Source organism: Blautia massiliensis (ex Durand et al. 2017) (genome assembly GCF_051861785.1).
Taxonomy (GTDB): domain Bacteria; phylum Bacillota; class Clostridia; order Lachnospirales; family Lachnospiraceae; genus Blautia_A; species Blautia_A luti_A.
Genome location: NZ_CP146725.1, coordinates 2,699,768 through 2,721,107, shown reverse-complemented (window position 1 = coordinate 2,721,107; position 21,340 = coordinate 2,699,768). Strand labels below are relative to the sequence as shown.

Sequence of the window (21,340 nt, the reverse complement as noted above, 5' to 3'; positions counted from 1 at the left end):
TCACTATACCAAACCACTGTCTGAAACAATTTTTCCGTCTTCAATCTGTAAAATCCTGTCAGCCATCTGGGCAATCTCCTCATTGTGAGTAATCATTACAATCGTTTGATGAAAACGCTTACTGGTGACTTTTAAAAGTCCCAATACATCCTGACTCGTTTTGGAGTCCAGATTGCCTGTCGGTTCATCTGCCAGCAAAATAGCAGGTTTTGCCGCTAATGCTCTTGCGATTGCCACCCTTTGCTGCTGACCCCCTGACAGTGCACTTGGAAGATTTTCCAGTTTTGTCCGAATGCCCAGTGTATCTATGATTTCATTTACATAACCTTTTTCAATCTTTTTTCCATCCAGTTTTACAGGAAGAACAATATTTTCCCATACATTCAGCATCGGAACCAGATTATACTGTTGAAATACAAATCCAATATTTCTACGCCTAAAAATAGTAAGCTCTTCATCTGGCATATGGCTTAAATTCTGTCCGTCAACAATGACCTGACCGGATGTTGGATTATCCAAACCACCAATGATATGAAGCAATGTAGACTTTCCACTTCCAGAGGTTCCAACAATCGCTACAAACTCCCCTTTTTCTACTTCCAGGTTTATACCATCAAGAGCCCTGACTTCTGTTTCTCCCTGCCCATATATTTTTCGTAAATTTACTGCTTTTAATATATTCATGCCATCCTCCCATCAAAAAAGCCTGTATTGATCTTTACAATACAGACTTTATCATAACAATGTCTCCATCTGGTTTCTGAAATGTCACAGTTTTGATACTATTCCTTCTTTGCTATCGGAAGAAACACAGAAAATGTAGAACCCTTTCCTCTCTTTGATGTCACTTTTATATACCCCTTTTGTGCCTGAATGATCTCTCTTGCAAGGAATAAGCCAATTCCTACTCCTGGCTGGTCTGCCACTGACAGACTCCGATAAAACCTTCCAAATATCTTTGGTATTTCTTCTTTTTCTATTCCAATGCCATCATCAATGATATCAATCTTTACAAAAAAAGAATACTGCTCGACTTTTATCTGAACATTTCCCCCACATGCTGTGTATTTAATCGCATTGTCTACAATATTTCCGAGTGCCTCCACGGTCCATTTTGCATCACATCGAACATGCAAATCCGTGTCACATAGGCTCAGAGTAATATTCTTTTCCCTTACTTTTACGTTAAACTGCTGCTGTATAGATTCAAGCATCTGCTTAATAGTAGTATCCTCCGAATGTACTGCGATAATTCCACTCTCCATCCGTGATAATTTGACCAATGATTGTATCAAAAAATCTAATTTCTCTGTTTGCTCCAAAATGGTAGATATCTCCTCCTGATTTTCATTACTCACTTCAGAGAGTATTTCTCCATAAATTTTCAGATTTGAAATGGGAGTCAGTGTCTGATGCGCAATATCTGAAATAAGTTTTTGTATCACTTCTTTCTGTTCCTGTTGATTTCTTTTTGCCAGAAAACTACTGTCTATATATTGTTTCATGCTGTTTTCAAGAGCAGAATACTTTTCCTCTGATATTTCTGTCCGTTCCAGTTCTCCATCTATTGCACAATCCAGCATTTGCTGCAACCGGTTAAAAAGCTTTTTTTCTTTCTGATAAAAAAAGCTGTACCAAAAAACTCCGCTCAGGACAAATATAACTACAATCAACATAATTGTTTCTATCATCCATTCACCGCCCATGTATATCCAATTCCATAAACCGTCTTGATATATTCAGGCTTCTGCGTATCATCTTCTAATTTGTCTCTGAGGCGTTTGACTGCAACAGTCAGAGCATGAGCATCCACAAACTCTGTATCTCCCTGCCATACCTCGTCAATCAGATATTCCCGTTTCAATACTTTTCCTCTGTTTTCACACAGCACTCTAAGGAGCTTTTGTTCTGTCTTACTAAGTTCAATAGGTTCTCCATCTTTGAAAAATTCCATTTTATCGAAATAGAACTCAAAGCCATCAAGCTCCATAGAATTTTTAGCTGCTGCCTCTTTATTTCTAAGCTGCACAGACACTCTTGCACGCAAAACCATCAAACTAAACGGTTTCGTAATATAATCATTTGCCCCAGCTTCCAATCCTGTTACAATATCTACTTCCATGTTATTTACTGTAAGCAGAATAATCGGCACCTGACTGTTTTTCCTTACTTCTCTTACAAAATCAATCCCATTCCCATCCGGCAAATTCACATCTAATAAAACCAATGTGATATCTTCCTTTTTCAAGATTTCTCTAGCTTCCTGCAAAGTTCTGCACTGATAAAAGAAATAAGCATCATTCTTTAAAGCCAGACGGATTCCATCATTTAATTTTTTGTCATCTTCAACAATCAGTAACTTTTCACTCATATTTTCTCTGCTTTCTTACAAATTACGCTAATTGTATCATTGTCAGTTTTATAAATCAAATCATTAAATCAAAACCTCCGACAGAATTTATCTTATAAACAGCAAAAAGCTCCCGAAGGAGCTTTCCACACTTTAAATATACACCAATTCTTTTAACACAATCTCTTCTGCCATATTACGAATACCATTTACCGCTCTGACCCATTCCATCTGGTCACAAGCTTTCAATTCTTCCGTAATGCCCTGCCTCTCCATCATCTGACGCACCAGAATATCCATTCTCTCCTGTGCTTCATCGTCCACAGTATTCAGATGTTCTGTCAATCTGTCTTCCAACATATACAGTGAATACATTGCCGGACGATGCTCTTTCAGATACGTTTTCCGCATCATTCCATATTTCCCATAATGCGGTTCTTCATCTGTACTGACAAGATTCGGATAGTAAATTCCGTCTGCACCAAGTGTGTAGGTTCCACCCATTTTTTCAAATGTGCTTTTCATGTGTTATTCCTCCTTGAAATCAGCGATGTCCTTAGATCATCGCATAATATTTCAGGGCAGCCTTGATAGCATCTTCTTTCTCTTTCGGGCATTGTGGAACTCTTGCATTTTCTGATTTTGGAAGATTATAGTTTTCTCCCACTTCAATTCCACATTTGCGTTTTATCTGAGAAATATATAAACTTGAAACCTTCAAGCCAAATTCTTTCAGCACATAATCTTTGATTTCCTGATAGGTTGCTTTCAACTCGGCACTGGTGGCATCCAGCTCGTCCAGGTCTAAGTCGATCTCTATCGTGTCATCTGGTTTTTGCGCGAGCAACGAGGCAAGCTGAGATGCTTGCATCTCGATTTGCCGACTGCCGCGTTCATCGAGACAAGTACTCTTGTCTCGATGTTGGGACAAAAGAACAACCGTTTCAACATGAACGCCCTGGCAGAACTGATCCACTGCACAGGCGTGGGTCATCTCATATCCTGCCTCATAAAATGCCGGGAGGTCTCTCACAAGACTTGTAACCTTGCAGGAAATGTATACGATCTGGTCTACGCCGTAAGCCAGGATCTTTGGAAGGGCTTTGGGGTGAACGCCATCTCTTGGCGGATCAAGGATGATCATATCCGGTTTCTCCGGCACATCATCCAGAACCTTCAGCACATCCCCGGCAATAAAACGACAGTTACTGATGCCGTTAAGTGCAGCGTTTTCTCTGGCGGCTTTTACCGCGTCTTCCACGATCTCCACACCGATCACCTCGCTGGCAACGGACGCTGCAAGCTGGGCAATGGTGCCGGTTCCGCTGTAAAGGTCAAACACTACCTTATCTCTGGTATCTCCTACATATTCCCGTACCTTGGAATACAGAATCTCCGCAGCCAGGGAATTTGGCTGGAAAAAGGAAAATGTGCTGATCTTAAATTTCAGTCCAAGAAGTTCTTCATAGAAATAATCCTTTCCATAAAGGATCTTCGTCTCGTCGCTCTGTACCACGTCGGATAAAGAATCATTTAAAATGTGCATGATCCCCACGATCTTCCCTTCCAGCGGAAGTGCAAGAAGCTGTTCTTTCAGAGGCTCCAGATCATATTCTTCCTGGGTGGTGGTTACCACATGGACCAGGATCTCACCACTTGTGACGCCTCTTCGAAGGAGAAGATGTCGAAGATACCCCACATGCTGCAGCTTTTTATAGAAGCTGGCATTACGCTCCAGGAAAAATTCCCGCACGCAGACCAGGATCTTCGTCATATCCGGATGGACAAGCTTACAGTCATCCGTATTCAGGATATCGTAAGTGCTTCCCTTCTTGTGAAGTCCAAGGGACAGCGGCCCATCCTTATACTCATCCCCAAAGGAAAACTCCATCTTATTGCGGTACCCGAACTCAATGGGACTGCCGTAGATCCCATCCCAGTGATATAAACGATCTGCAGCCTCAGCTTCTTCTGTCCCATCACCGTTCTTCCCGATCTTAGCCAGGCTCTCTCTTACTGCCCCATCCAGAAGTTCCCTCACCTGATGTTCCTTCATATCCTTCTGTGCCTCATAGCTCATGGTCTGGTACATGCAGCCTCCGCATGCCGGAAACTCCTGACAGGCAGGTTCTCTTGTTTCCAGGGGAGATTTCTCCAGGACCTCCAGAAGACGTCCTTCCGCCCGGCCGGAACGTTTCTTATTGATCATAAACCGGACTTTCTGTCCCGGGATTCCGTTTTTTACAATTACTTTCTGGTCATCAACCCAAACAAAACCTTTGTTTGGAAATTCCACTTTTTCTATAATACCTTCGTAAATTTCACCTTTTTTCATAAATCCTCTTTCTGTTTTATAACTAGCGAAATAACTATACCAGCAGACAATAGTTCGAACATTCAGGATCCTCTTTACTGTCTGCTCCTGAACGCCAGCGTTTCACGATCCGTCTTCAAAAATCAAGCCCCGGTATCGCGCCGGGGCTTCAATTATCCGTTTCTCATATTCATACATAACAGACAGCCATTCTGATCTGCTCAAAACAGCCTCTGCGGCGAAAGTTCTTACTCTTCCTCATCCTCGAAATAATCATCGAAGTCATCATCAAAATCTTCTTCAAAATCTTCCAGATAATCCGGAGCGAAGAAACGGTATACTGCAAACGCAATACCGGCAACAGCTGCAACAGCACCGATGATCGCCAGTACCCAAAGGACTGTGTTCTTATCTTTCTCTTCTTCTTTTTTCTTCAGTGTTGCGAGCAGTTCTTCAAGTTTTGTTGTATTTAAATTCATAACACTGCACCATCCTTTCTTTCTGTTCGGCTGTACTTTCTGTCAGTAAATCTGCAGCGCAGCGTTTTTTGAGGTCGCTGCACCCGAGCCTTTTTTAATGTTCTTATTATACCACCATATGTCTGGTTTTACCAGAACTTACACAAATTTTCGCAGAAACATTCTGTAAAAAAATCGCCGTATTTCCGGCATTTCCGGAAAGATACGGCGGTTTTCTCTTATTCTTTATGGGTTCCTCGGATCACTTTGATCCCGCGTTCTTCTATCAGACCGCAGATCTGTGTTATCCGCGGACATTCCTTTTTTTCCTCATTCAGACGGCATACCCCGACATGGATGACGCTGATCTTTTCACTGACCAGCCGGTCTGCCTTTTCCAAAATCCCCGCATCTTCAGCAGGTTCTTTTGCATTGGTTTCTTTGCATCCGTTGCATGTCATCACAGCTGCCAGAATCATATCTTCCGGATAGCCGGAAAAAAAATCTCTTCTTTCCCGAAATGCAGACAGACATCCTGCCCTGGTACACACATCATTGGAATTAAGGCATGTCAAAATCCCGATCTTTTTCATCTTTTTCCCTCTATGCATCCCGCCTCACAGCCAGAATCATAAAAACAAAATATGCATCTTTCCGCGGCTGTCGTAAACGATCTCCGCTTCTACTTTATAGATCCTGCGGATCAGCTCCGGGGTCAGGACTTCTTCCGGCGTTCCGTAACCTTCCAGAACTCCGTCCTTCAGTACATAGATCTTATCACAGTATGCTGCTGCAATATTCAGATCGTGAATAGCGGAGATCACGGTTACATTAAGTTTTTTCACCAGCTCCATCAGCATGATCTGGTGGGTAATGTCCAGATGATTGGTAGGCTCATCCAGAATCAGTGCAGAGGTCTGCTGGGCAAGTGCTCTTGCCAGGATCACCCTCTGCTGCTCTCCTCCGGAAAGAGTGGAAAAGGTACGGTCTGCAAACGCCTCCATCTGTACAGTTTTCAGCGCTTCATCCACGATCTGGTAATCTTTTGCATTGTCCCGTTCCAGAGTCTTTTTATGAGGCGCACGCCCCATAAGAACCACCTCGCGGACCGTAAAATCAAAATTATAATAATTGTGCTGTGCCACCACGGCCATTTTTTTCGCAGAGCTTCGAACACTCATGGAATGAAGCTCCTCGCCGTCCAGATACACGGCTCCTGCGTCTGGTTTCAGAATACGGTAAATGCATTTCAGCAAAGTGGATTTTCCGCTTCCGTTTGGTCCGATGATTCCTACCAGTTCCTTATCCTGGGATTCCATGGAGATTCCCTTCAGGATCTGTCTGGCGTGAAAGCCAACCTGAATATTTTCTGTGGTGATCTTCATTACCGGGCACCTCCGAATCCATAGGATTTCCGCACAAGCAGATAAATAAAGCAGGGAGCACCGATAATGGATACCAGCACACCGATGGGCATCTCGGAATTTTTAAGGATCACACGACATGCCACATCGCACCAGATCAGAAACGATGCACCAAGAAACGCACTTAAGGGGAGCAGTTTTCTGTGATCTGTTCCAAAAAGGATCCGGACCACATGAGGGATCACCAGTCCCACAAATCCGATCACACCGGCACAGTACACGGCAAATCCGATCATAACAGAAGCAACGATCAGATAAAAAGTCCGCAGTCTGTGCAGATCTGTTCCAAGGGTAATGGATACGTCATCTCCCAGAAGCATCAGATTCAGGTTCCGGTACTGCGTCCAGAAAACAGCCACGCACACCAGCGTGACCGGAAGCATTACACCCACTCTGGTCCAGCTTGCTCCGGCAAGACTTCCCATGCTCCACTTCATAACTTCTGTTGCCGCATTTTTGTCATTGGTAATATAAATGACAAAATTGGAAAAAGCAGAACAGACTGCGCTGACCGCCATTCCCGCAAGGATCAGTTTTGCGGAAGTTGCCTTTCCACCCATGTTTGCAATGGCGATCACCGCAAAAGAAGTGATCATCGCGCCAATGAAAGCTGTGATTCCCACAGAGTTTCCGCCAAGAAAGCTTCCGATTCCAAGCATGATGGCCAGTGTGGCACCCAGAGATGCACCAGATGAGATACCCAGCACATACGGGTCTGCCAGCGGGTTCTGCACGATAGCCTGCATCACCACGCCGCACACGGAAAGAGCCATTCCAACTGCCAGAGCCAGAAGGACTCTAGGCAGCCGGATCAGCCACACAACATCATGAACTGCACCTTCCGCATAGGCGGACAGACTTTTTATATGAAACAATTTATAAGCGATAACGCTGTATACATCCTTCAGTGACAGATCCGCATTTCCAAAAGTGATGGCTGCAAGTATGGAAAAAATAAGGAATCCTGCAAGTCCGATGAGAACTGCCACATACATGGATGTTCTGAGCACCTTATCTTTTTTTCTCTGTGAAGCTGTTTCTTTCACTGCATTTTCTCCGATCAGTCAAGATTTACGTCCGGATATAATCCCTTTGCAAAAGTTTCGATTCCGTCCTGGGTACGTGTTGCACTTGCATACATCTCACTGAGCATGATCGGGTAAACACGTCCGTTCTTTACTGCGTCAAGGCTCTTCAGGGACTCATCATCCTGGATCACTGCAAGCTGGCTGTTCTTAACAGTTTCCGGATCATCTCCTGCATATGGCATGTAAACCACAAAGATCACGTCAGGGTTGGCTGCGATGATATCCTCTTTTCCAACGGTGGAAGCATCCGGGTTTGCAAGAGTTGCGCCTAACTGTGTTACCATATCTCCGCCAAGGCTCTTTACGCCATAGTTTGTGATGTCATCTCCAAGAGGCTCCAATACCATTACGCTTGGTTTGTCTTTTACATCTGCAGTTGCAGTAAGAGTTTTGTCGATCACTGCTTTTGCATCATCAACGATAGCCTGTGCTTTGTCCTGTACATCGAAGATCTTTCCGATATTTAAGATATCTGTGAATTCATTTTCCAGTGTTCTGTCGCCGTCCGGACGAGTATTGGTGTTGTAGTAGGTGCTGCAGCCTTTGTCGATCCAGTCTGTTACATTTCCCAGATTCTTATCAGAGAAAAGAGAGCTCCAGGATAAGATCATGTCCGGCTCCAGCATTGTTACAGTTTCAAGGGATGGGGTAAATTCGTCAAGATAATTTGTTTTTGAGAATGCTTCTTTGAGATCTTCCGGAACTTCATTATCAAGACCTGCGGTAGCTACCAGGTGGTCTTCCAGACCAAGTGCGAGCATAGTCTCAATGCTTCCCTGATATACAGCAAGGACTTTTTCCGGTGCTTTTTCATAAGTAGTTTCGATTTCGTTTCCATCGTAATCATAGGTTGTGATGGTCAGAGGATATTCTGTCTTGGTTGCCTCTGCGGAAGAATCTTCGGTGTCTGCAGACTCTGTACTGTCTTCTGCTGCCGGCTGGTTGTCTTCCTTGATGGCCTCGGAGTCTGCTCTCTCTGCGGCATAAACAGCCGGAGCTGCAGATACGGTCATTGCCGCTGCCATTACCATTGCCATGATTCTTGTGGATACATACTTGTTTTTCATTTCATTTCCTCTCTTTTCGCCTGTTTTATCTCCTGTTGCCTATGGGTAACCGAAAAGATGGGGCTTCATAAAATCTGCACGGAACACTTTGTACGGAAGCTCCCACTTACATACTGTCAAGCAGGTTTCCTGACTTACAGACTCAGAAAAAACTCCGCAAAATAAAAACTGATACACCATTCATCTTTTAGCCGATCATGAATGATGTATCAGAATTTTCTCCAGAATCTCTCTGACATCGGGATTTCGCCTTCTCACATGAGTTTCTGCAATGGCATGTGAAATCCCTTCTTCTGTATACAGTGGCCGCAACCGCTCAGGCTTTTTACCCGATTCCCTCTCACAGTATCCGGCAGCATATGTGCCGGTGATACTGTTCACTTCACAGCAATTCAATTACGCTGATACTGATTCTAACATACCGGTTTTCCAATTACAACCTTGAGGCCGGATTTTTACAGTTTTTTGCAGAAATAGTCTGCCCGGAGAGATCCCTCTCAGATCTTTTTCAGCTTGGCAAAACCGGCGAACATTTTTTTCACGCCGACTTTGTCAAAGTCTACCGTTACCTCGTAATCCCGGCCGCCTTCTGCAATATTCTTCACGATACCAACTCCGAATTTCACATGGCGCACAGTATCACCCACTCCGTAATCCAGCTTCGCTGCCTTGGTAACGGTGAAATCCTTCTTCTGAAGGCTGGTTTTTGCCTGGAAATTCATTTTCATCTGGGCATAGGCGCTTTTCGGAGATACGATATCATCTACTCTGGGCTTTTTCTCCTGAATGGTATGTCCAAGATCTACCAGCTCCCGTGGAACCTCCCTTACAAAACGTGACACACGGTTATACTGAGTCTCCCCACGGATCATCCGCTGTTTTGCACAGGTTAAGGTCAGCTCCTTCATGGCACGGGTGATCCCCACATAACAGAGCCTTCGCTCCTCCTCGATATCCGACGGATCACCGGACCAGATGGAAGCATATCCCGGAAAAACACCGTCCTCCATTCCCACGATAAATACATTTGGAAATTCCAGTCCCTTGGCACTGTGAAGGGTCATCAGCAGCACATAATCCTGATCCGGATCAACAGAATCGATATCTGCCACCAGTGCGATCTCCTCCAGAAATGCAGAAAGTGTTGCCGGCTGTCCGGCCTCCTCCATGGCTTCCTGGAAGGATTCTGTCTTGGAGATCAGCTCATCGATATTTTCGATCCTCGCCTGGGCCTCCTCCGTTTTCTCTGCCTCCAGTTCCTTCACATAACCGGTAAGCTCAATGACCTCTTCCAGGGTTTCACGGACTGTATAGGCCTCTGCCTTACTTTTCAGTCCCTGGATAAAGGATACAAAATCATTGATCTTTCCTGCTGCCCTGCCAATGGACGGTACTTCCTCCACCACGCGGAGCGCATCGTAAAAGCTCAGGTTCATCATATCCGCATAGTCCTGGACACGGCCGATGCTGGTGAGTCCGATCCCTCTTTTTGGCACATTTAAGATCCTTCGCACAGCCAGATCATCACTGGCATTGTCAATGGTCTTCAGATAGCTTAACAGATCCTTGATCTCTTTGCGGGCATAAAAATTCACGCCGCCAACAATCTTATAAGGAACATTTGCCAGGAGAAATTTCTCCTCAAAGAGACGGGACTGGGCATTGGTCCGATAAAGTACTGCACAGTCCCTGTACTGGAATTTCCCGTTGCGGCGCCCCTGGATGATCTCTCCTGCAACATACTCCGCTTCCTCAAATCCGTTGTTGAACTGACGGAAATGTACTTTATCTCCCTCTTCATTTTCTGTCCAGAGGCGTTTTTCCTTACGCTCTGTGTTGTTGACGATCACCTCATTGGCTGCATTGAGGATGTTCTGGGTAGAACGGTAATTCTGTTCCAGGCGCACCACCTTAGCCTCAGGAAAAACCTTCTCAAAGCCTAAGATATTCCCGATATTTGCACCGCGGAAACGATAGATGGACTGGTCATCATCACCAACCACACAGAGATTCTTGTATTTCTCAGCAAGAAGACTTACAAATTTAAACTGGGCAGTATTGGTATCCTGATACTCATCCACCATAATATATTTAAAACGTTCCTGATAATAGTCCAGGATATCCGGATTATGCTGAAAAAGCTCCACAGTCTTCACGATCAGGTCATCAAAATCCAGTGCATTGTTTCCCCGGAGGATAGACTGATATTCCTTATACATACCGGCAATCTTCCGTGCGTCCGGGTCGCCGCCCGCATTCAGCTCCATCTCTTCCGGTGTGATCAGTTCATCCTTGGCATGGGAAATCTCAGCAAGAACAGCGCGTTCCTTGTAGATCTTGGTATTGATATCAAACTTCCGGAAGATTTCCTTCATGACTGTTTTCTGGTCGTCGGCATCATAAATGGTAAAATTACTGCCAAAGCCCAGCACCTCAATATGTCTGCGCAGGATCCTCACGCAGGCGGAATGGAAGGTGGAGACCCATACGCTCTCCGCACCCATTCCCGCAATTTTATTCACACGTTCCCGCATCTCACTGGCTGCCTTGTTGGTAAAGGTGATCGCCAGGATATTCCATGGGTTTACACCCTTTTCTTCCATTAAATAGGCGATCCTGTGGGTCAGCACTCTTGTTTTTCCGGAACCGGCTCCTGCGAGGATCAGAAGTGGTCCCTCTGTATGTACGGCAGCTTCCCGCTGCATAGGATTCAATGTGTCCAAAGCATCATGTATACTCATTTTGATCTCCATTTCTTTTTCCATATGAACAGTATCTTTATATACTATCATGACTTTACTTTCCGGTAAACCCACCTCTCTGAAAAAAAGTTTCTTTACAAGTAGTATTTAAAACTATATAATAAGGAGCAGAGGTGATAATGCGATGACAGAAAACGAAAAAGAAATGATGAACAGCATTTTTGCAAAAATTGCTGAGCTTGATTATATAAAACCCGATGAAATTCCCAATATTGCTCTTTACATGGATCAGGTCACAACCTTTATGGAAGATAATCTCGCTTCCACCAAGCGTCATGATGATGACAAGATCCTGACCAAGACCATGATCAACAATTACGCAAAGAACAGGCTCCTTCCCCCACCGGAAAAGAAGCGCTATTCCCGGGAGCATCTGCTGATGCTGATCTTTATCTACTATTTTAAGAATATCCTCTCCATCAGTGATATCCAGACCCTTCTGGGACCGATCACCGAGAAATACTTCAAGTCCGTTACAGAAAAGGACATGACTTACATCTACCAGGAGGTTTTCAGTATGGAGCAGTCACAGATCCGTTACCTGGAAAAGGATCTTATGCGCCGTTTCAAAAGTGCCGGAGAAATTTTTGAGGACGCCGACCCGGAGGATAAGGAATTCCTTCACCAGTTTTCCTTTATCTGTCTTCTTAGCTTCGACGTATACATGAAAAAAATGATCATCGAAAACATGATCGACCACATGAATTCCTCAAAAGATACGGATTCCCCAAAAAAAGACAAATAATATCCGGAGCTCACATCCGGTCATAAACGTGCGTCGCCGGGCGCACCGAAAAAAAAAGAGACAGACGCACGATCGCCTGTTTCTTTTTCGTTACAGCATTATCCGTTATCATCACGGTATGGACGTAAGCCTTATTCTGCTTCGCCGCCCTGCTCCCCGTTCTCCTTCTTCATACGTGCAAATACCATCTCATAACCATCATTTCCATAGTTCAGGGAACGGTTCACACGGCTGATCGTAGCTGTGGAAGCTCCTGTTTTCTCGGAAATATCAAGGTATGTACGCTTATCAGTAAGCATCTTGGCTACCTCGAAGCGCTGAGATAAAGAAAGCAGCTCATTGATGGTGCACACATCCTCAAAAAATGTATAACACTCTTCCTTGTCCTTCAGGCACAGGATCGCTTCAAAAAGATGATCCACAGCCTCCGTCCTGATTTTTTTGCTCATTGTTACGCTCCTTTAAAATACATAAATTTCGTCTAATACAATACTGATATTTTAACACTCTAAATCGTGATAAGCAAGCCTTTTAGGGAAATTTAATAAACTATTTCGCTATTTTGTCTTTCTATGGCGGACACATGATTTTCCCATTTCCACTGCCCCGGAAAACATTTGGGATTTGCTTTTTCTGCTTTGATTGGGTATACTTAAAATAATATCCAAAAGAAAAGGAGACTTATCAAATGAATCGTTTTTTCAACATGGACAACAAATTCTTCGTGTTCATGGGACGCGTAGCAGACCTGCTTCTTCTGAATTTTCTGTGCATCCTCTGCTGTATTCCGATCGTCACCGCAGGCGCCTCCATAACAGCTCTCTACTATGTCACACTGAAGATGGCAAGAGACGAAGAATCTTATATTGCCCGCAGCTTTTTCCGCTCATTCAAACAGAACTTCAAACAGGCGACCATCATCAATATCATCATGCTCCTCACCGCTGCTGTTCTGTTTATCGATCTTCGGATCGCCAGAGCCGGAAGCGGAGCTATGTACAAAGGACTTTTCAGTCTGTTCATTGCATTTGCACTGATCTATGCGATGATCCTTCTGTACATTTATCCGATCCTTTCCAAATTTTTTAATTCCGTCAAGAATACCTTTGTAAATGCATTCCTGATGTCCGTCCGCCATCTTCCGCTGACACTTTTGATGCTTGTGATCTCTGCGTCTCCGCTCCTACTGATGTGGCTTTTTGCTTATATGAGCTACGCACAGTTTACATCCATCCTGATCATGCTTTTTATTCTGATGGGATTTTCCACGCTGGCCTACTGGAAATCAAAGGGCGTGTGAAAAAACGAGAGTTTTTTCATGCGTCCTTTTGCTTATGGTTATGATAATAGTTATATTGCATAAAAAAGGGTATAGTTCCCCTTACCCCATAAGAATGCTATTATGAACTCCTATGCGGCAGCTGCAACTTTTTTCTGTTTGTTGTGATATTTATAAAGATTGTGTCCGATAGAAACGAGAAATACTTCAAGCAATACAGATTTTATTCCTCTTCGGACAATTCTTTTGTACCACCGGTCGTTTTTCATGATACCAAAGGTACCTTCTGCCTGAATGGATCTGTTCATCCTTAGAAGCGCTCCCTGGATACTTTCGAGATTTTCTATCACTTCCTGATGCATCGCTGTAAGTTCGCGGTTGATTCGAACAGTACGGTTTTTGTCTGTCTTTTTACATTGTTCTGCGTATGGACAGCCGAAGCAGTCTTCACACTGATACACTTCTTCCTGTCGCCCATACTTGTTCCCTTTTACGTTTTTTCGATACTGAAGATTAAAGTTTTTCCCGTTTGGGCAACGCATGATTCCGTCTTCCCCGATTGGAAAATTTACTGCACGAAATGGATCTTCATGGTATTTCTTGTCAGTAGTCTCTTTCTTGAACATGGGAAACTTCATATATTTTTCCATTCCTTGCTGCTCACAGAAGATGTAATTGTTGTAAGAACCATATCCGGCATCTGCTACTGGGTACTTTGGATAGAAGCCATATGTAGTATAAAACTTGTTCATTAATGGAATAAAACAATCCATATCTGAGCGATACTGATTTACATCAACAACAGCAATATATTCATCTGCAACACCGACCTGTACATTATAAGCTGGAAGCAACTGGTCATTTCCCATGTAGTCTGTCTTGATTCGCATAAAAGTGGCTGAATGATCTGTTTTCGAGTAGCTGTTGCGATCTTCTCCACAGATTTTGATTTTTTCCACGTATTCTTCCAACTTAGCAGCATACTCTTTGAGTTTCTCATAATGACGTTGTTGTGTAGTTTTACGATGTCCCCTGCCATGAACAAACATTGCTTCATTAATCTGCCAGACTTCTGCATACTGTTCAGCAGCTTCCTTCAGATACTCTGGTGCGTACTCACTATTGATACAAAGTTTCATACCTGTACATGAAAGTTCCTCATTGATTTCTTCAAAGAGTGTAGTGATCTTACCAAAGAGACGGTATCTGGATTTTTCGGTTGCTTTTTTCCATACCCAGGAGTATTTATTCGCATTTGCTTCAAACTTGGATCCATCAATGTATAGATGTTGAAGATCCACATGCTCTGTCTCGAAGATTTTTTTGTTTATATCTTGAAATATTTCTTCAATGGAATCAGCAAGTACTTCGTTGATGAAGTAGCCGAAAGTACGGTAAGAAGGTGCTTGATGATCCATAAGATACATGAAACGGAGATTGATTTTACACTGATCCTCCAGTTCACGCAATGATATATAGCCATTCGCCATAAATCCAAACAAAACTGTTTTCAGCATGCTGACCGGGTCATACCTGAGTCTTCCTGTATCATGTTGAGGAATATTTTTCAGATATTTCTCCAGTTCGATTTCTCCCATAAATCTATCAAAAGTCAGCACTGGATCACAGATGTCCAAATAATCTTGAATTAGCATTGGCAAAACTGCCTGTTTTGGGTTAGAATAGATTATGTTATTAATTTTCATTGCAAGTTAATTATAACAGAAAGAAAGACCTTGAGTTCATTATAAACTCTTGGTCTTTCTTTTTTGGGGGACTATTCTTTTTTCACAGCCCCTTCGATAACTATATACCGAAAGATGAAAACGACGAAAACGGCGAAGAGAAAAACGAACTGAAAGAGGCATAATGAAGCGCTGGAACGACAAGCCTTATCATTCTCTGGACTATATGCTCCGGGAGCGATACGGCGAAAAGGTCTACCGGGTTGCATTAAACGGCGGCATGTCCTGTCCCAACCGTGACGGCACCCTGGGCAAAAAAGGCTGCATCTTCTGCAGCCAGGGCGGAAGCGGAGATTTTGCAGCAAACGCCGCTCTTTCCATTACAGAGCAGATCAACACACAGATCAAAAGTCTCTCTTCCAAACGCCCGATCCATAAATATATCGCCTATTTTCAGGCATATACAAACACATACGCTCCTGTGGAACACCTGCGTAAGATCTTCACAGAAGCCATCTCCCATCCGGATATCGTGGCACTGTCCATTGGTACCAGACCGGACTGTCTGGGAGATGATGTACTGGAGCTTCTTGATTCCCTGAACCAGATCAAACCGGTGTGGGTGGAGCTGGGACTCCAGACTATCCATGAAGATACCGCCAGATATATACGGCGCGGCTATCCACTGTCCTGTTTTGATACCGCAGTAAAAAATCTCCGCGCAGGCGGCATCGAAGTAATCGTCCACACCATCCTGGGGCTTCCCGGCGAAAGCCGGAAGGATATCCTGGAAACAATGGCTTATCTGAACGCCATGGATATCCAGGGGATCAAGCTGCAGCTTCTTCATGTACTGCGTGGTACAGATCTTGCCGCTGATCATGAAGCCGGGCTTTTCCGCACTTATGAACGGGACGAGTATCTGAACCTTGTCATTGACTGTCTGGAACATCTCAGACCGGATATCGTGATCCACCGGGTCACCGGCGACGGACCGAAGGATCTGCTGATCGCACCTTTATGGGCCAGCCGCAAACGAGAAGTTTTAAACCTTCTTCATCACCGGATGAAAGAAAGAGCAAGTTTTCAGGGAAAAGCTCTCGAAGCCCTTTCCCGCAGCCAGTAAAAAGGAGGATTCTTATGGCATCACCTTTTACAACCTATAAGCTTATTATTTTATATATGCTGCAGAATTCCGATGGGGATCTCACAAATTCCCAGATCACCGATTTTATCCTGGACCGGAAATACACCAATTATTTTCAGCTCCAGCAGGCAGTTTCCGAACTTGTGGAAGCAGATCTGGTGGAAATGTCTTCACAGTCCAACCGCAGTTACTATCGACTGACCTCCGAGGGAAAAAACACTCTGAAATATTTTTCCAAAGAACTTTCCTCTGACATCAAGAAAGAAGTGGAAGAATATCTCAATTCCCTCCACTGCAAGATTGAAGAACATCTCCTGACTCCTGCAGATTACTATCCCACCAAAGAGGGCAGCTACTCGGTACGTCTGCGGATCATCGAAAACAGCGTCAGCATCGTTGATCTCAGCATCAATGTGCCAAATCTTGCTGCTGCACAGTCTGTATGTGAAAGCTGGCCTTATAAATACCAGAATGTTTATGACAAAATAATGGAGGAGCTTCTCTGAGAGGCTCCTCCGTTTTACTTATATTCATTTATTTCGCTTCTTCGTGGATCTTCTTCATATGCTCTTTCAGTTTCTTTTCATATCCCATATCACTGAGCTCGTAAAAATGTTCCCCCTGGATCTCTGATGGCAGATACTGCTGGTTTACATAATGGTTCGGATAATCATGGGCATATTTATATCCGATACCATGACCCAGACTTTCGTGGCCACCATAATGGGCATCCTGCAGATGCACCGGAACGGTTGTCTTCTTCGCCTTCACGCAGCGCATGGCTTCCTGTATGGCATTTACTGCAGAATTGCTCTTGGGTGCACAGGCCATGTATGTAACTGCCTGGGAAAGAATGATCTGGGACTCCGGCATTCCCACACGTTCCACTGCCTGTGCTGCTGCCGTTGCCACGCAGAGGGCCTGGGGATCTGCGTTTCCGATATCTTCGGAAGCAAGGATCATGATCCTTCTTGCGATAAATTTCACATCTTCTCCTGCATAGAGCATTTTTGCCAGATAATAGACTGCCGCATCCGGGTCGGAGCCTCGCATGCTCTTGATAAAGGCAGAAATGATATCATAATGATTGTCCCCGTTCTTATCGTAGCGCACCACCCGCTTCTGGATACACTCAGAAGCCACCTCAAGGGTCAGATGGATCTTACCGTCTGTATCACGGGGTGTGGTGAGGATTCCCAGTTCTATGGCGTTTAAGGCGCTTCTGGCGTCTCCTCCTGCCATATCTGCCAGAAATTCCAGAGCATCCTCCTCGATCACCGCCCCATAGCTTCCCATTCCACGTTCCGGATCGTTAACCGCACGCAGGATCAGTTCCTTTATCTCCGGTATCTCCAGGGACTTCAGTTCAAAGATGATCGATCTTGAAAGAAGCGCTCCGTTTACCTCAAAATATGGATTCTCTGTTGTGGCCCCGATAAGAATGATGGTTCCGTCCTCCACAAAGGGAAGAAGATAATCCTGCTGTCCCTTATTGAAACGGTGGATCTCATCAATAAACAGAATGGTCTTTTTCCCATACATGCCGAGATCGTCCTGTGCCTGCTTTACAACTGCTTCCATATCTTTCTTCCCTGCTACGGTTGCATTGATCTGCGTAAAGCTGGCGCTTGTGGTATTGGCGATGACTTTTGCCAGGGTGGTCTTTCCGGTTCCCGGAGGGCCGTAAAAGATAACAGATGTCAGCTTATCCGCCTTTATAGCACGATACAGCAATTTATCTTTTCCTACAATGTGCTGCTGCCCCACCACCTCATCCAGCGTTCGCGGACGCAGCCTGGATGCAAGGGGCGATTCCTGATCCAGCGTTTTTGACTTTGCGTATTCAAATAAATCCATGGCTTTCACTCCTGTATTTTCTGTAAAAAGCGGATATTCACGATCCGTATTCTTTTCATAGATCTGTATCCGGCAACGATCGTTTCATTTGTTTCCGGCATACGGACAGATTCCTTATTTTTATAATTTTACCTGTTTGCACATAAAAAAGCAATCGTTTCTGCCTTTTCGGCAGATCACAGTTACATTACAAGCAGCTGATCTGCAGTTACCAGGTCATATCCTTCTTCCGTAAGCATATCCGCGATCTCCAGGGCTGCTTCCACAGAGGTAGAAAAGCTGTCATGCATCAGGATAATGGAGCCATCCTTCACTTGTCTTTTTACGATATTTTCCACAGAACGGACATTTTTTGATTTCCAGTCCAGGGTATCCACATCCCAGAATACCGGCAGCATGGTCACGCAGAGCTCCAGATCCTTCGGCCAGGCACCGTAGGGCGGGCGAAGATACATGGGATACTCTCCGGTGATCTCGTAGATCTCATTATTCGTCTTTATGATCTGCTGACAGGCCTGATCACCGGGAATCTTATCAAGCTGCACGTGATCATACGTGTGATTACCGATGAGATGACCGTCTCTCTGCATCTGCGTTACGATCTCCTCATTTCCCCGGATATTTTTTCCCATAAGAAAAAATGTGGCATGGATCCCACGCTTCCGCAGACCATCCAGAAGCAGCGGTGTATATGTTGCATGCGGTCCGTCATCAAAGGTAAGAGCCACACGTGGATGCTCCTCTTTTTCGCTTCTGTCAGAGGCTGTCTCAGCCACCGGTTCTGCTGCCTTTTGTCCGTACTGCGCCGCCACCAGCCGGAGCATCCCCTCACCGGCGATCATTCTGGTCACCCGCATCCGAAATGCACTGTCTGAGATTTTTCCATATCCGCTGAGCAGGATCAATACCATTGCCACTACACAAAAATATTTTTTTTGCTTATCCATATTTCCCGCCGGATCAAATATACTTTTCCACAATATATGAAAAAATCCCCGGGAAAAGACTTTTGGCTTTTCTTTCCCGGGGAATATTCTCTGATATATGTCTTATTTTTTCAGGATCTCAAGTGCACTCTCGATTTCCTCCACGCATTTCTCATAACCAAGGGTACCGTTATCCAGGCACAGATTGTATTTCGTCATGTCTGCCCAGTCAACACCCATGAAACGTTTGCAGAAATCTTCCTTGCGTTTGTCATCCTTCTGCATGAATTTCTCAATATCCTTTGTAGTTCCGCTGAGCTTCTTACTTGCCTCACGGATACGGAAATCCCAGTCTCCGTAAACAAACACACGAAGAACATTGGAATAATCCTTCAGGATCATATTTGCACAACGTCCGATGATCACACAGGACTCTGTTTCTGCCAGCTGCCGGATCACCTTTGCCTGATAATTAAACAGGTTCTCATCGGATGTAAAATCCCTGCTCTGAGGCGGGATCAGCTCACCCTTGTAGATTCCGGACTTTGCAAAAAATCTCTGCTTTGTGCTGACATTTTCATCTGCCCTTCCAAAAAGCTGCTCATGAATGCCGCTCTCCTCAGATGCCATGCGGATGATATCCTTGTCATAGTAAGAAATCCCTAATTTCTTTGCAAGCTCCTCTCCGATGGTACGTCCGCCGCTTCCATACTGTCTTGCAATGGTAATTACGAAATTATCCATGTCTTTCCCCCTACTCTCCAAGATATGCCTTCTGAACGGCCTCGTCATTCAGAAGATCCTCTGCCTTTCCATCCATAGTAATGCTTCCTGTTTCCAGAACGTACGCTCTGTCCGCAATGGAAAGAGCCTTCTTCGCATTCTGCTCAACCAGAAGCACTGTAGTTCCGCTCTCACTTACCTCGCGGATAATGTCAAAAATCTCATTTACAAAAATCGGCGACAGACCCATGGACGGCTCATCCATCAAAATGATCCTTGGTCTGCTCATCAGTGCACGTCCCATGGCAAGCATCTGCTGCTCACCACCGGAAAGTGTTCCGGCACGCTGTCCTTTACGTTCTTCCAGACGCGGAAATCTCTTGTATACACTTGCAAGACTCTCTGCGATCTCTGCCTTGTCCTTTCTTGTATAGGCTCCAAGGAGCAGATTCTCATAAACGGACATATCCGCAAATACACGTCTTCCCTCCGGAACATGCGCCATACCCATCTCTACGATCTTATGCGCCGGTGTTCTGGTGAGATCTTTTCCCTCAAACACAATGCTTCCGGACTTCGGAGAAAGAATTCCGGTAAGTGTCTGAAGTGTGGTTGTCTTTCCGGCGCCATTGGCACCGATCAGCGCAATAACCTCTCCCTGATTTACATGAAAAGAAATTCCCTTCAGAGCCTGGATCACACCATAATAGACCTGGAGGTCCTTTACTTCCAACATTGCCATTGTCCCGTTCCTCCTTATTCTCCCAGATATGCAGTGATAACCGTCGGGTCTTTCAGCACTGCAGATGTCTCACCCTGAATCAGTACCTGACCGAAGTTCAGAACTGTAAGTTCCTCACAGATACCACCCACCAGTTTCATGTCGTGCTCGATCAGAAGAACAGTCATATCAAAATGCTCCCGCACAAAACGGATAGTATCCATCAGCTCCTGTGTCTCATTCGGGTTCATACCAGCCGCCGGCTCATCCAGGAGAAGAAGCTTCGGCTCTGTGGCAAGAGCTCTGGCGATCTCCAGCTTACGCTGTTTACCATAAGGCAGATTTCCTGCCAGAGTGTCTGCTTCCTTATCCAGATCAAACACCCTCAGTATCTCCATGGCACGTTCATTCATCTCTTTTTCTACCTTGTAATATTTCGGCAGTCTTAAGATCCCGGTCAGTGTGGAATATGGATGATGATTGTGAAGTCCTACTTTTACATTGTCAAGAACCGGCATATCCTTGAAAAGACGGATATTCTGGAAGGTTCTTGCGATTCCGGCCTTGTTGATCTCAATGGTGCTTTTTCCTGTGATATCCTGGCCATCCAGTTTAATGATTCCCTCTGTAGGCTTGTACACGCCTGTGAGAAGATTGAATACTGTTGTCTTACCGGCACCGTTAGGTCCGATCAGTCCATAGAGCTGTCCCTTCTCAATGGTCATATTAAAGCCGTCAACAGCACGAAGACCGCCGAACTGGATAGACAGATTATTTACTTCCAGCATTGCCAT

22 protein-coding genes and 1 riboswitch are annotated in these 21,340 nt (G+C 44.7%); of the genes, 4 read left to right on the top strand and 18 right to left on the bottom strand.

Annotated elements, in window-relative coordinates; all coding sequences use genetic code 11:
* Positions 1–3: 3 nt before the first annotated feature.
* From V9W66_RS12835 to pcrA, 11 genes are all read right to left on the bottom strand, one after another.
* Positions 4–684, bottom strand: a complete 681-nt coding sequence (locus V9W66_RS12835) for an ABC transporter ATP-binding protein (protein WP_005339636.1) — start codon at positions 682–684, stop codon at positions 4–6.
* A 98-nt stretch (positions 685–782) separates the two neighbouring features.
* Entirely contained in the window at positions 783–1,706 is a 924-nt protein-coding gene (locus tag V9W66_RS12830; protein ID WP_439362783.1) for a sensor histidine kinase, read from the bottom strand.
* The gene (locus V9W66_RS12825) at positions 1,688–2,371 is read right to left on the bottom strand and encodes a response regulator transcription factor (RefSeq protein WP_144095938.1); all 684 of its coding nucleotides are present in this window, start codon (positions 2,369–2,371) and stop codon (positions 1,688–1,690) included. Before V9W66_RS12825 ends, V9W66_RS12830 begins: the two co-directional genes overlap by 19 nt.
* A gap of 132 nt (positions 2,372–2,503) precedes the next feature.
* The gene (locus tag V9W66_RS12820) at positions 2,504–2,875 is read right to left on the bottom strand and encodes a TnpV protein (RefSeq protein WP_144095941.1); all 372 of its coding nucleotides are present in this window, start codon (positions 2,873–2,875) and stop codon (positions 2,504–2,506) included.
* Between the two features lie 31 nt (positions 2,876–2,906).
* The gene (rlmD, locus tag V9W66_RS12815) at positions 2,907–4,685 is read right to left on the bottom strand and encodes a 23S rRNA (uracil(1939)-C(5))-methyltransferase RlmD (protein ID WP_144095943.1); all 1,779 of its coding nucleotides are present in this window, start codon (positions 4,683–4,685) and stop codon (positions 2,907–2,909) included.
* Positions 4,686–4,912: 227 nt separating this feature from the next.
* On the bottom strand, positions 4,913–5,143 hold the full coding sequence (locus V9W66_RS12810) for a hypothetical protein (protein WP_015526073.1): 231 nt from the start codon (positions 5,141–5,143) through the stop codon (positions 4,913–4,915).
* 218 nt (positions 5,144–5,361) lie between these two features.
* A complete protein-coding gene (locus V9W66_RS12805; protein WP_144095945.1) occupies positions 5,362–5,715 on the bottom strand; it encodes a CGGC domain-containing protein in 354 nt (117 codons plus the stop codon).
* A gap of 36 nt (positions 5,716–5,751) precedes the next feature.
* Positions 5,752–6,507: an ABC transporter ATP-binding protein gene (locus tag V9W66_RS12800; RefSeq protein WP_021651662.1), complete on the bottom strand. Its 756-nt coding sequence runs from the start codon at positions 6,505–6,507 to the stop codon at positions 5,752–5,754.
* Positions 6,507–7,592, bottom strand: a complete 1,086-nt coding sequence (locus V9W66_RS12795) for a FecCD family ABC transporter permease (RefSeq protein ID WP_243121837.1) — start codon at positions 7,590–7,592, stop codon at positions 6,507–6,509. Before V9W66_RS12795 ends, V9W66_RS12800 begins: the two co-directional genes overlap by 1 nt.
* Before the next feature lie 14 nt (positions 7,593–7,606).
* Positions 7,607–8,701 (bottom strand): ABC transporter substrate-binding protein, encoded by a 1,095-nt coding sequence (locus V9W66_RS12790; RefSeq protein WP_144095946.1) that lies wholly within the window; start codon positions 8,699–8,701, stop codon positions 7,607–7,609.
* Positions 8,702–8,807: 106 nt separating this feature from the next.
* Positions 8,808–9,097, bottom strand: a riboswitch (cobalamin riboswitch).
* Between the two features lie 101 nt (positions 9,098–9,198).
* Positions 9,199–11,442, bottom strand: coding sequence for a DNA helicase PcrA (gene pcrA / locus V9W66_RS12785; protein ID WP_144095954.1), 2,244 nt, complete (start codon positions 11,440–11,442; stop codon positions 9,199–9,201).
* A gap of 145 nt (positions 11,443–11,587) precedes the next feature.
* Here pcrA and V9W66_RS12780 point away from each other — a divergent pair, with 145 nt between their 5' ends.
* On the top strand, positions 11,588–12,208 hold the full coding sequence (locus V9W66_RS12780) for a DUF1836 domain-containing protein (protein WP_144095948.1): 621 nt from the start codon (positions 11,588–11,590) through the stop codon (positions 12,206–12,208).
* A 131-nt stretch (positions 12,209–12,339) separates the two neighbouring features.
* Here the strand turns inward: V9W66_RS12780 and V9W66_RS12775 are convergent, their stop codons facing one another.
* Complete coding sequence (locus V9W66_RS12775) at positions 12,340–12,657, bottom strand: YerC/YecD family TrpR-related protein (RefSeq protein ID WP_144095950.1); 318 nt, start codon at positions 12,655–12,657, stop codon at positions 12,340–12,342.
* A 239-nt stretch (positions 12,658–12,896) separates the two neighbouring features.
* Between V9W66_RS12775 and V9W66_RS12770 the strand changes: the two genes are divergently transcribed.
* On the top strand, positions 12,897–13,508 hold the full coding sequence (locus V9W66_RS12770) for a YesL family protein (RefSeq protein WP_243121838.1): 612 nt from the start codon (positions 12,897–12,899) through the stop codon (positions 13,506–13,508).
* Positions 13,509–13,618: 110 nt separating this feature from the next.
* Here the strand turns inward: V9W66_RS12770 and V9W66_RS12765 are convergent, their stop codons facing one another.
* On the bottom strand, positions 13,619–15,193 hold the full coding sequence (locus V9W66_RS12765) for an IS1182 family transposase (protein ID WP_144094053.1): 1,575 nt from the start codon (positions 15,191–15,193) through the stop codon (positions 13,619–13,621).
* A gap of 163 nt (positions 15,194–15,356) precedes the next feature.
* Between V9W66_RS12765 and V9W66_RS12760 the strand changes: the two genes are divergently transcribed.
* Both V9W66_RS12760 and V9W66_RS12755 read left to right on the top strand, forming a co-directional pair.
* Positions 15,357–16,298, top strand: a complete 942-nt coding sequence (locus tag V9W66_RS12760) for a TIGR01212 family radical SAM protein (protein WP_144093755.1) — start codon at positions 15,357–15,359, stop codon at positions 16,296–16,298.
* 14 nt (positions 16,299–16,312) lie between these two features.
* On the top strand, positions 16,313–16,825 hold the full coding sequence (locus tag V9W66_RS12755) for a DUF4364 family protein (RefSeq protein WP_144093754.1): 513 nt from the start codon (positions 16,313–16,315) through the stop codon (positions 16,823–16,825).
* A gap of 28 nt (positions 16,826–16,853) precedes the next feature.
* Here the strand turns inward: V9W66_RS12755 and V9W66_RS12750 are convergent, their stop codons facing one another.
* The 5 genes from V9W66_RS12750 to V9W66_RS12730 form a co-directional block, all read right to left on the bottom strand.
* Positions 16,854–18,176, bottom strand: coding sequence for a replication-associated recombination protein A (locus tag V9W66_RS12750; protein ID WP_118752759.1), 1,323 nt, complete (start codon positions 18,174–18,176; stop codon positions 16,854–16,856).
* Between the two features lie 182 nt (positions 18,177–18,358).
* On the bottom strand, positions 18,359–19,123 hold the full coding sequence (locus tag V9W66_RS12745) for a polysaccharide deacetylase family protein (RefSeq protein ID WP_144093753.1): 765 nt from the start codon (positions 19,121–19,123) through the stop codon (positions 18,359–18,361).
* Positions 19,124–19,225: 102 nt separating this feature from the next.
* Entirely contained in the window at positions 19,226–19,846 is a 621-nt protein-coding gene (locus V9W66_RS12740) for an AAA family ATPase (protein ID WP_144093752.1), read from the bottom strand.
* A 10-nt stretch (positions 19,847–19,856) separates the two neighbouring features.
* Positions 19,857–20,567, bottom strand: coding sequence for an ABC transporter ATP-binding protein (locus V9W66_RS12735; protein ID WP_092071187.1), 711 nt, complete (start codon positions 20,565–20,567; stop codon positions 19,857–19,859).
* A gap of 14 nt (positions 20,568–20,581) precedes the next feature.
* Complete coding sequence (locus tag V9W66_RS12730) at positions 20,582–21,340, bottom strand: ABC transporter ATP-binding protein (RefSeq protein WP_021651650.1); 759 nt, start codon at positions 21,338–21,340, stop codon at positions 20,582–20,584.

Coding starts and splice junctions, on each gene's coding strand:
- V9W66_RS12810 (WP_015526073.1), bottom strand. CDS start 5,143: ATGAATTTAAATACAACAAAACTTGAAGAACTGCTCGCAACACTGAAG.
- V9W66_RS12755 (WP_144093754.1), top strand. CDS start 16,313: ATGGCATCACCTTTTACAACCTATAAGCTTATTATTTTATATATGCTG.
- V9W66_RS12740 (WP_144093752.1), bottom strand. CDS start 19,846: ATGGATAATTTCGTAATTACCATTGCAAGACAGTATGGAAGCGGCGGA.
- V9W66_RS12790 (WP_144095946.1), bottom strand. CDS start 8,701: ATGAAAAACAAGTATGTATCCACAAGAATCATGGCAATGGTAATGGCA.
- V9W66_RS12805 (WP_144095945.1), bottom strand. CDS start 5,715: ATGAAAAAGATCGGGATTTTGACATGCCTTAATTCCAATGATGTGTGT.
- V9W66_RS12775 (WP_144095950.1), bottom strand. CDS start 12,657: ATGAGCAAAAAAATCAGGACGGAGGCTGTGGATCATCTTTTTGAAGCG.
- V9W66_RS12820 (WP_144095941.1), bottom strand. CDS start 2,875: ATGAAAAGCACATTTGAAAAAATGGGTGGAACCTACACACTTGGTGCA.
- V9W66_RS12770 (WP_243121838.1), top strand. CDS start 12,897: ATGAATCGTTTTTTCAACATGGACAACAAATTCTTCGTGTTCATGGGA.
- V9W66_RS12835 (WP_005339636.1), bottom strand. CDS start 684: ATGAATATATTAAAAGCAGTAAATTTACGAAAAATATATGGGCAGGGA.
- V9W66_RS12780 (WP_144095948.1), top strand. CDS start 11,588: ATGACAGAAAACGAAAAAGAAATGATGAACAGCATTTTTGCAAAAATT.
- V9W66_RS12750 (WP_118752759.1), bottom strand. CDS start 18,176: ATGGATTTATTTGAATACGCAAAGTCAAAAACGCTGGATCAGGAATCG.
- V9W66_RS12830 (WP_439362783.1), bottom strand. CDS start 1,706: ATGGGCGGTGAATGGATGATAGAAACAATTATGTTGATTGTAGTTATA.
- V9W66_RS12825 (WP_144095938.1), bottom strand. CDS start 2,371: ATGAGTGAAAAGTTACTGATTGTTGAAGATGACAAAAAATTAAATGAT.
- pcrA (WP_144095954.1), bottom strand. CDS start 11,442: ATGAGTATACATGATGCTTTGGACACATTGAATCCTATGCAGCGGGAA.
- V9W66_RS12800 (WP_021651662.1), bottom strand. CDS start 6,507: ATGAAGATCACCACAGAAAATATTCAGGTTGGCTTTCACGCCAGACAG.
- V9W66_RS12765 (WP_144094053.1), bottom strand. CDS start 15,193: ATGAAAATTAATAACATAATCTATTCTAACCCAAAACAGGCAGTTTTG.
- rlmD (WP_144095943.1), bottom strand. CDS start 4,685: ATGAAAAAAGGTGAAATTTACGAAGGTATTATAGAAAAAGTGGAATTT.
- V9W66_RS12760 (WP_144093755.1), top strand. CDS start 15,357: ATGAAGCGCTGGAACGACAAGCCTTATCATTCTCTGGACTATATGCTC.
- V9W66_RS12735 (WP_092071187.1), bottom strand. CDS start 20,567: ATGGCAATGTTGGAAGTAAAGGACCTCCAGGTCTATTATGGTGTGATC.
- V9W66_RS12745 (WP_144093753.1), bottom strand. CDS start 19,123: ATGGATAAGCAAAAAAAATATTTTTGTGTAGTGGCAATGGTATTGATC.
- V9W66_RS12730 (WP_021651650.1), bottom strand. CDS start 21,340: ATGGCAATGCTGGAAGTAAATAATCTGTCTATCCAGTTCGGCGGTCTT.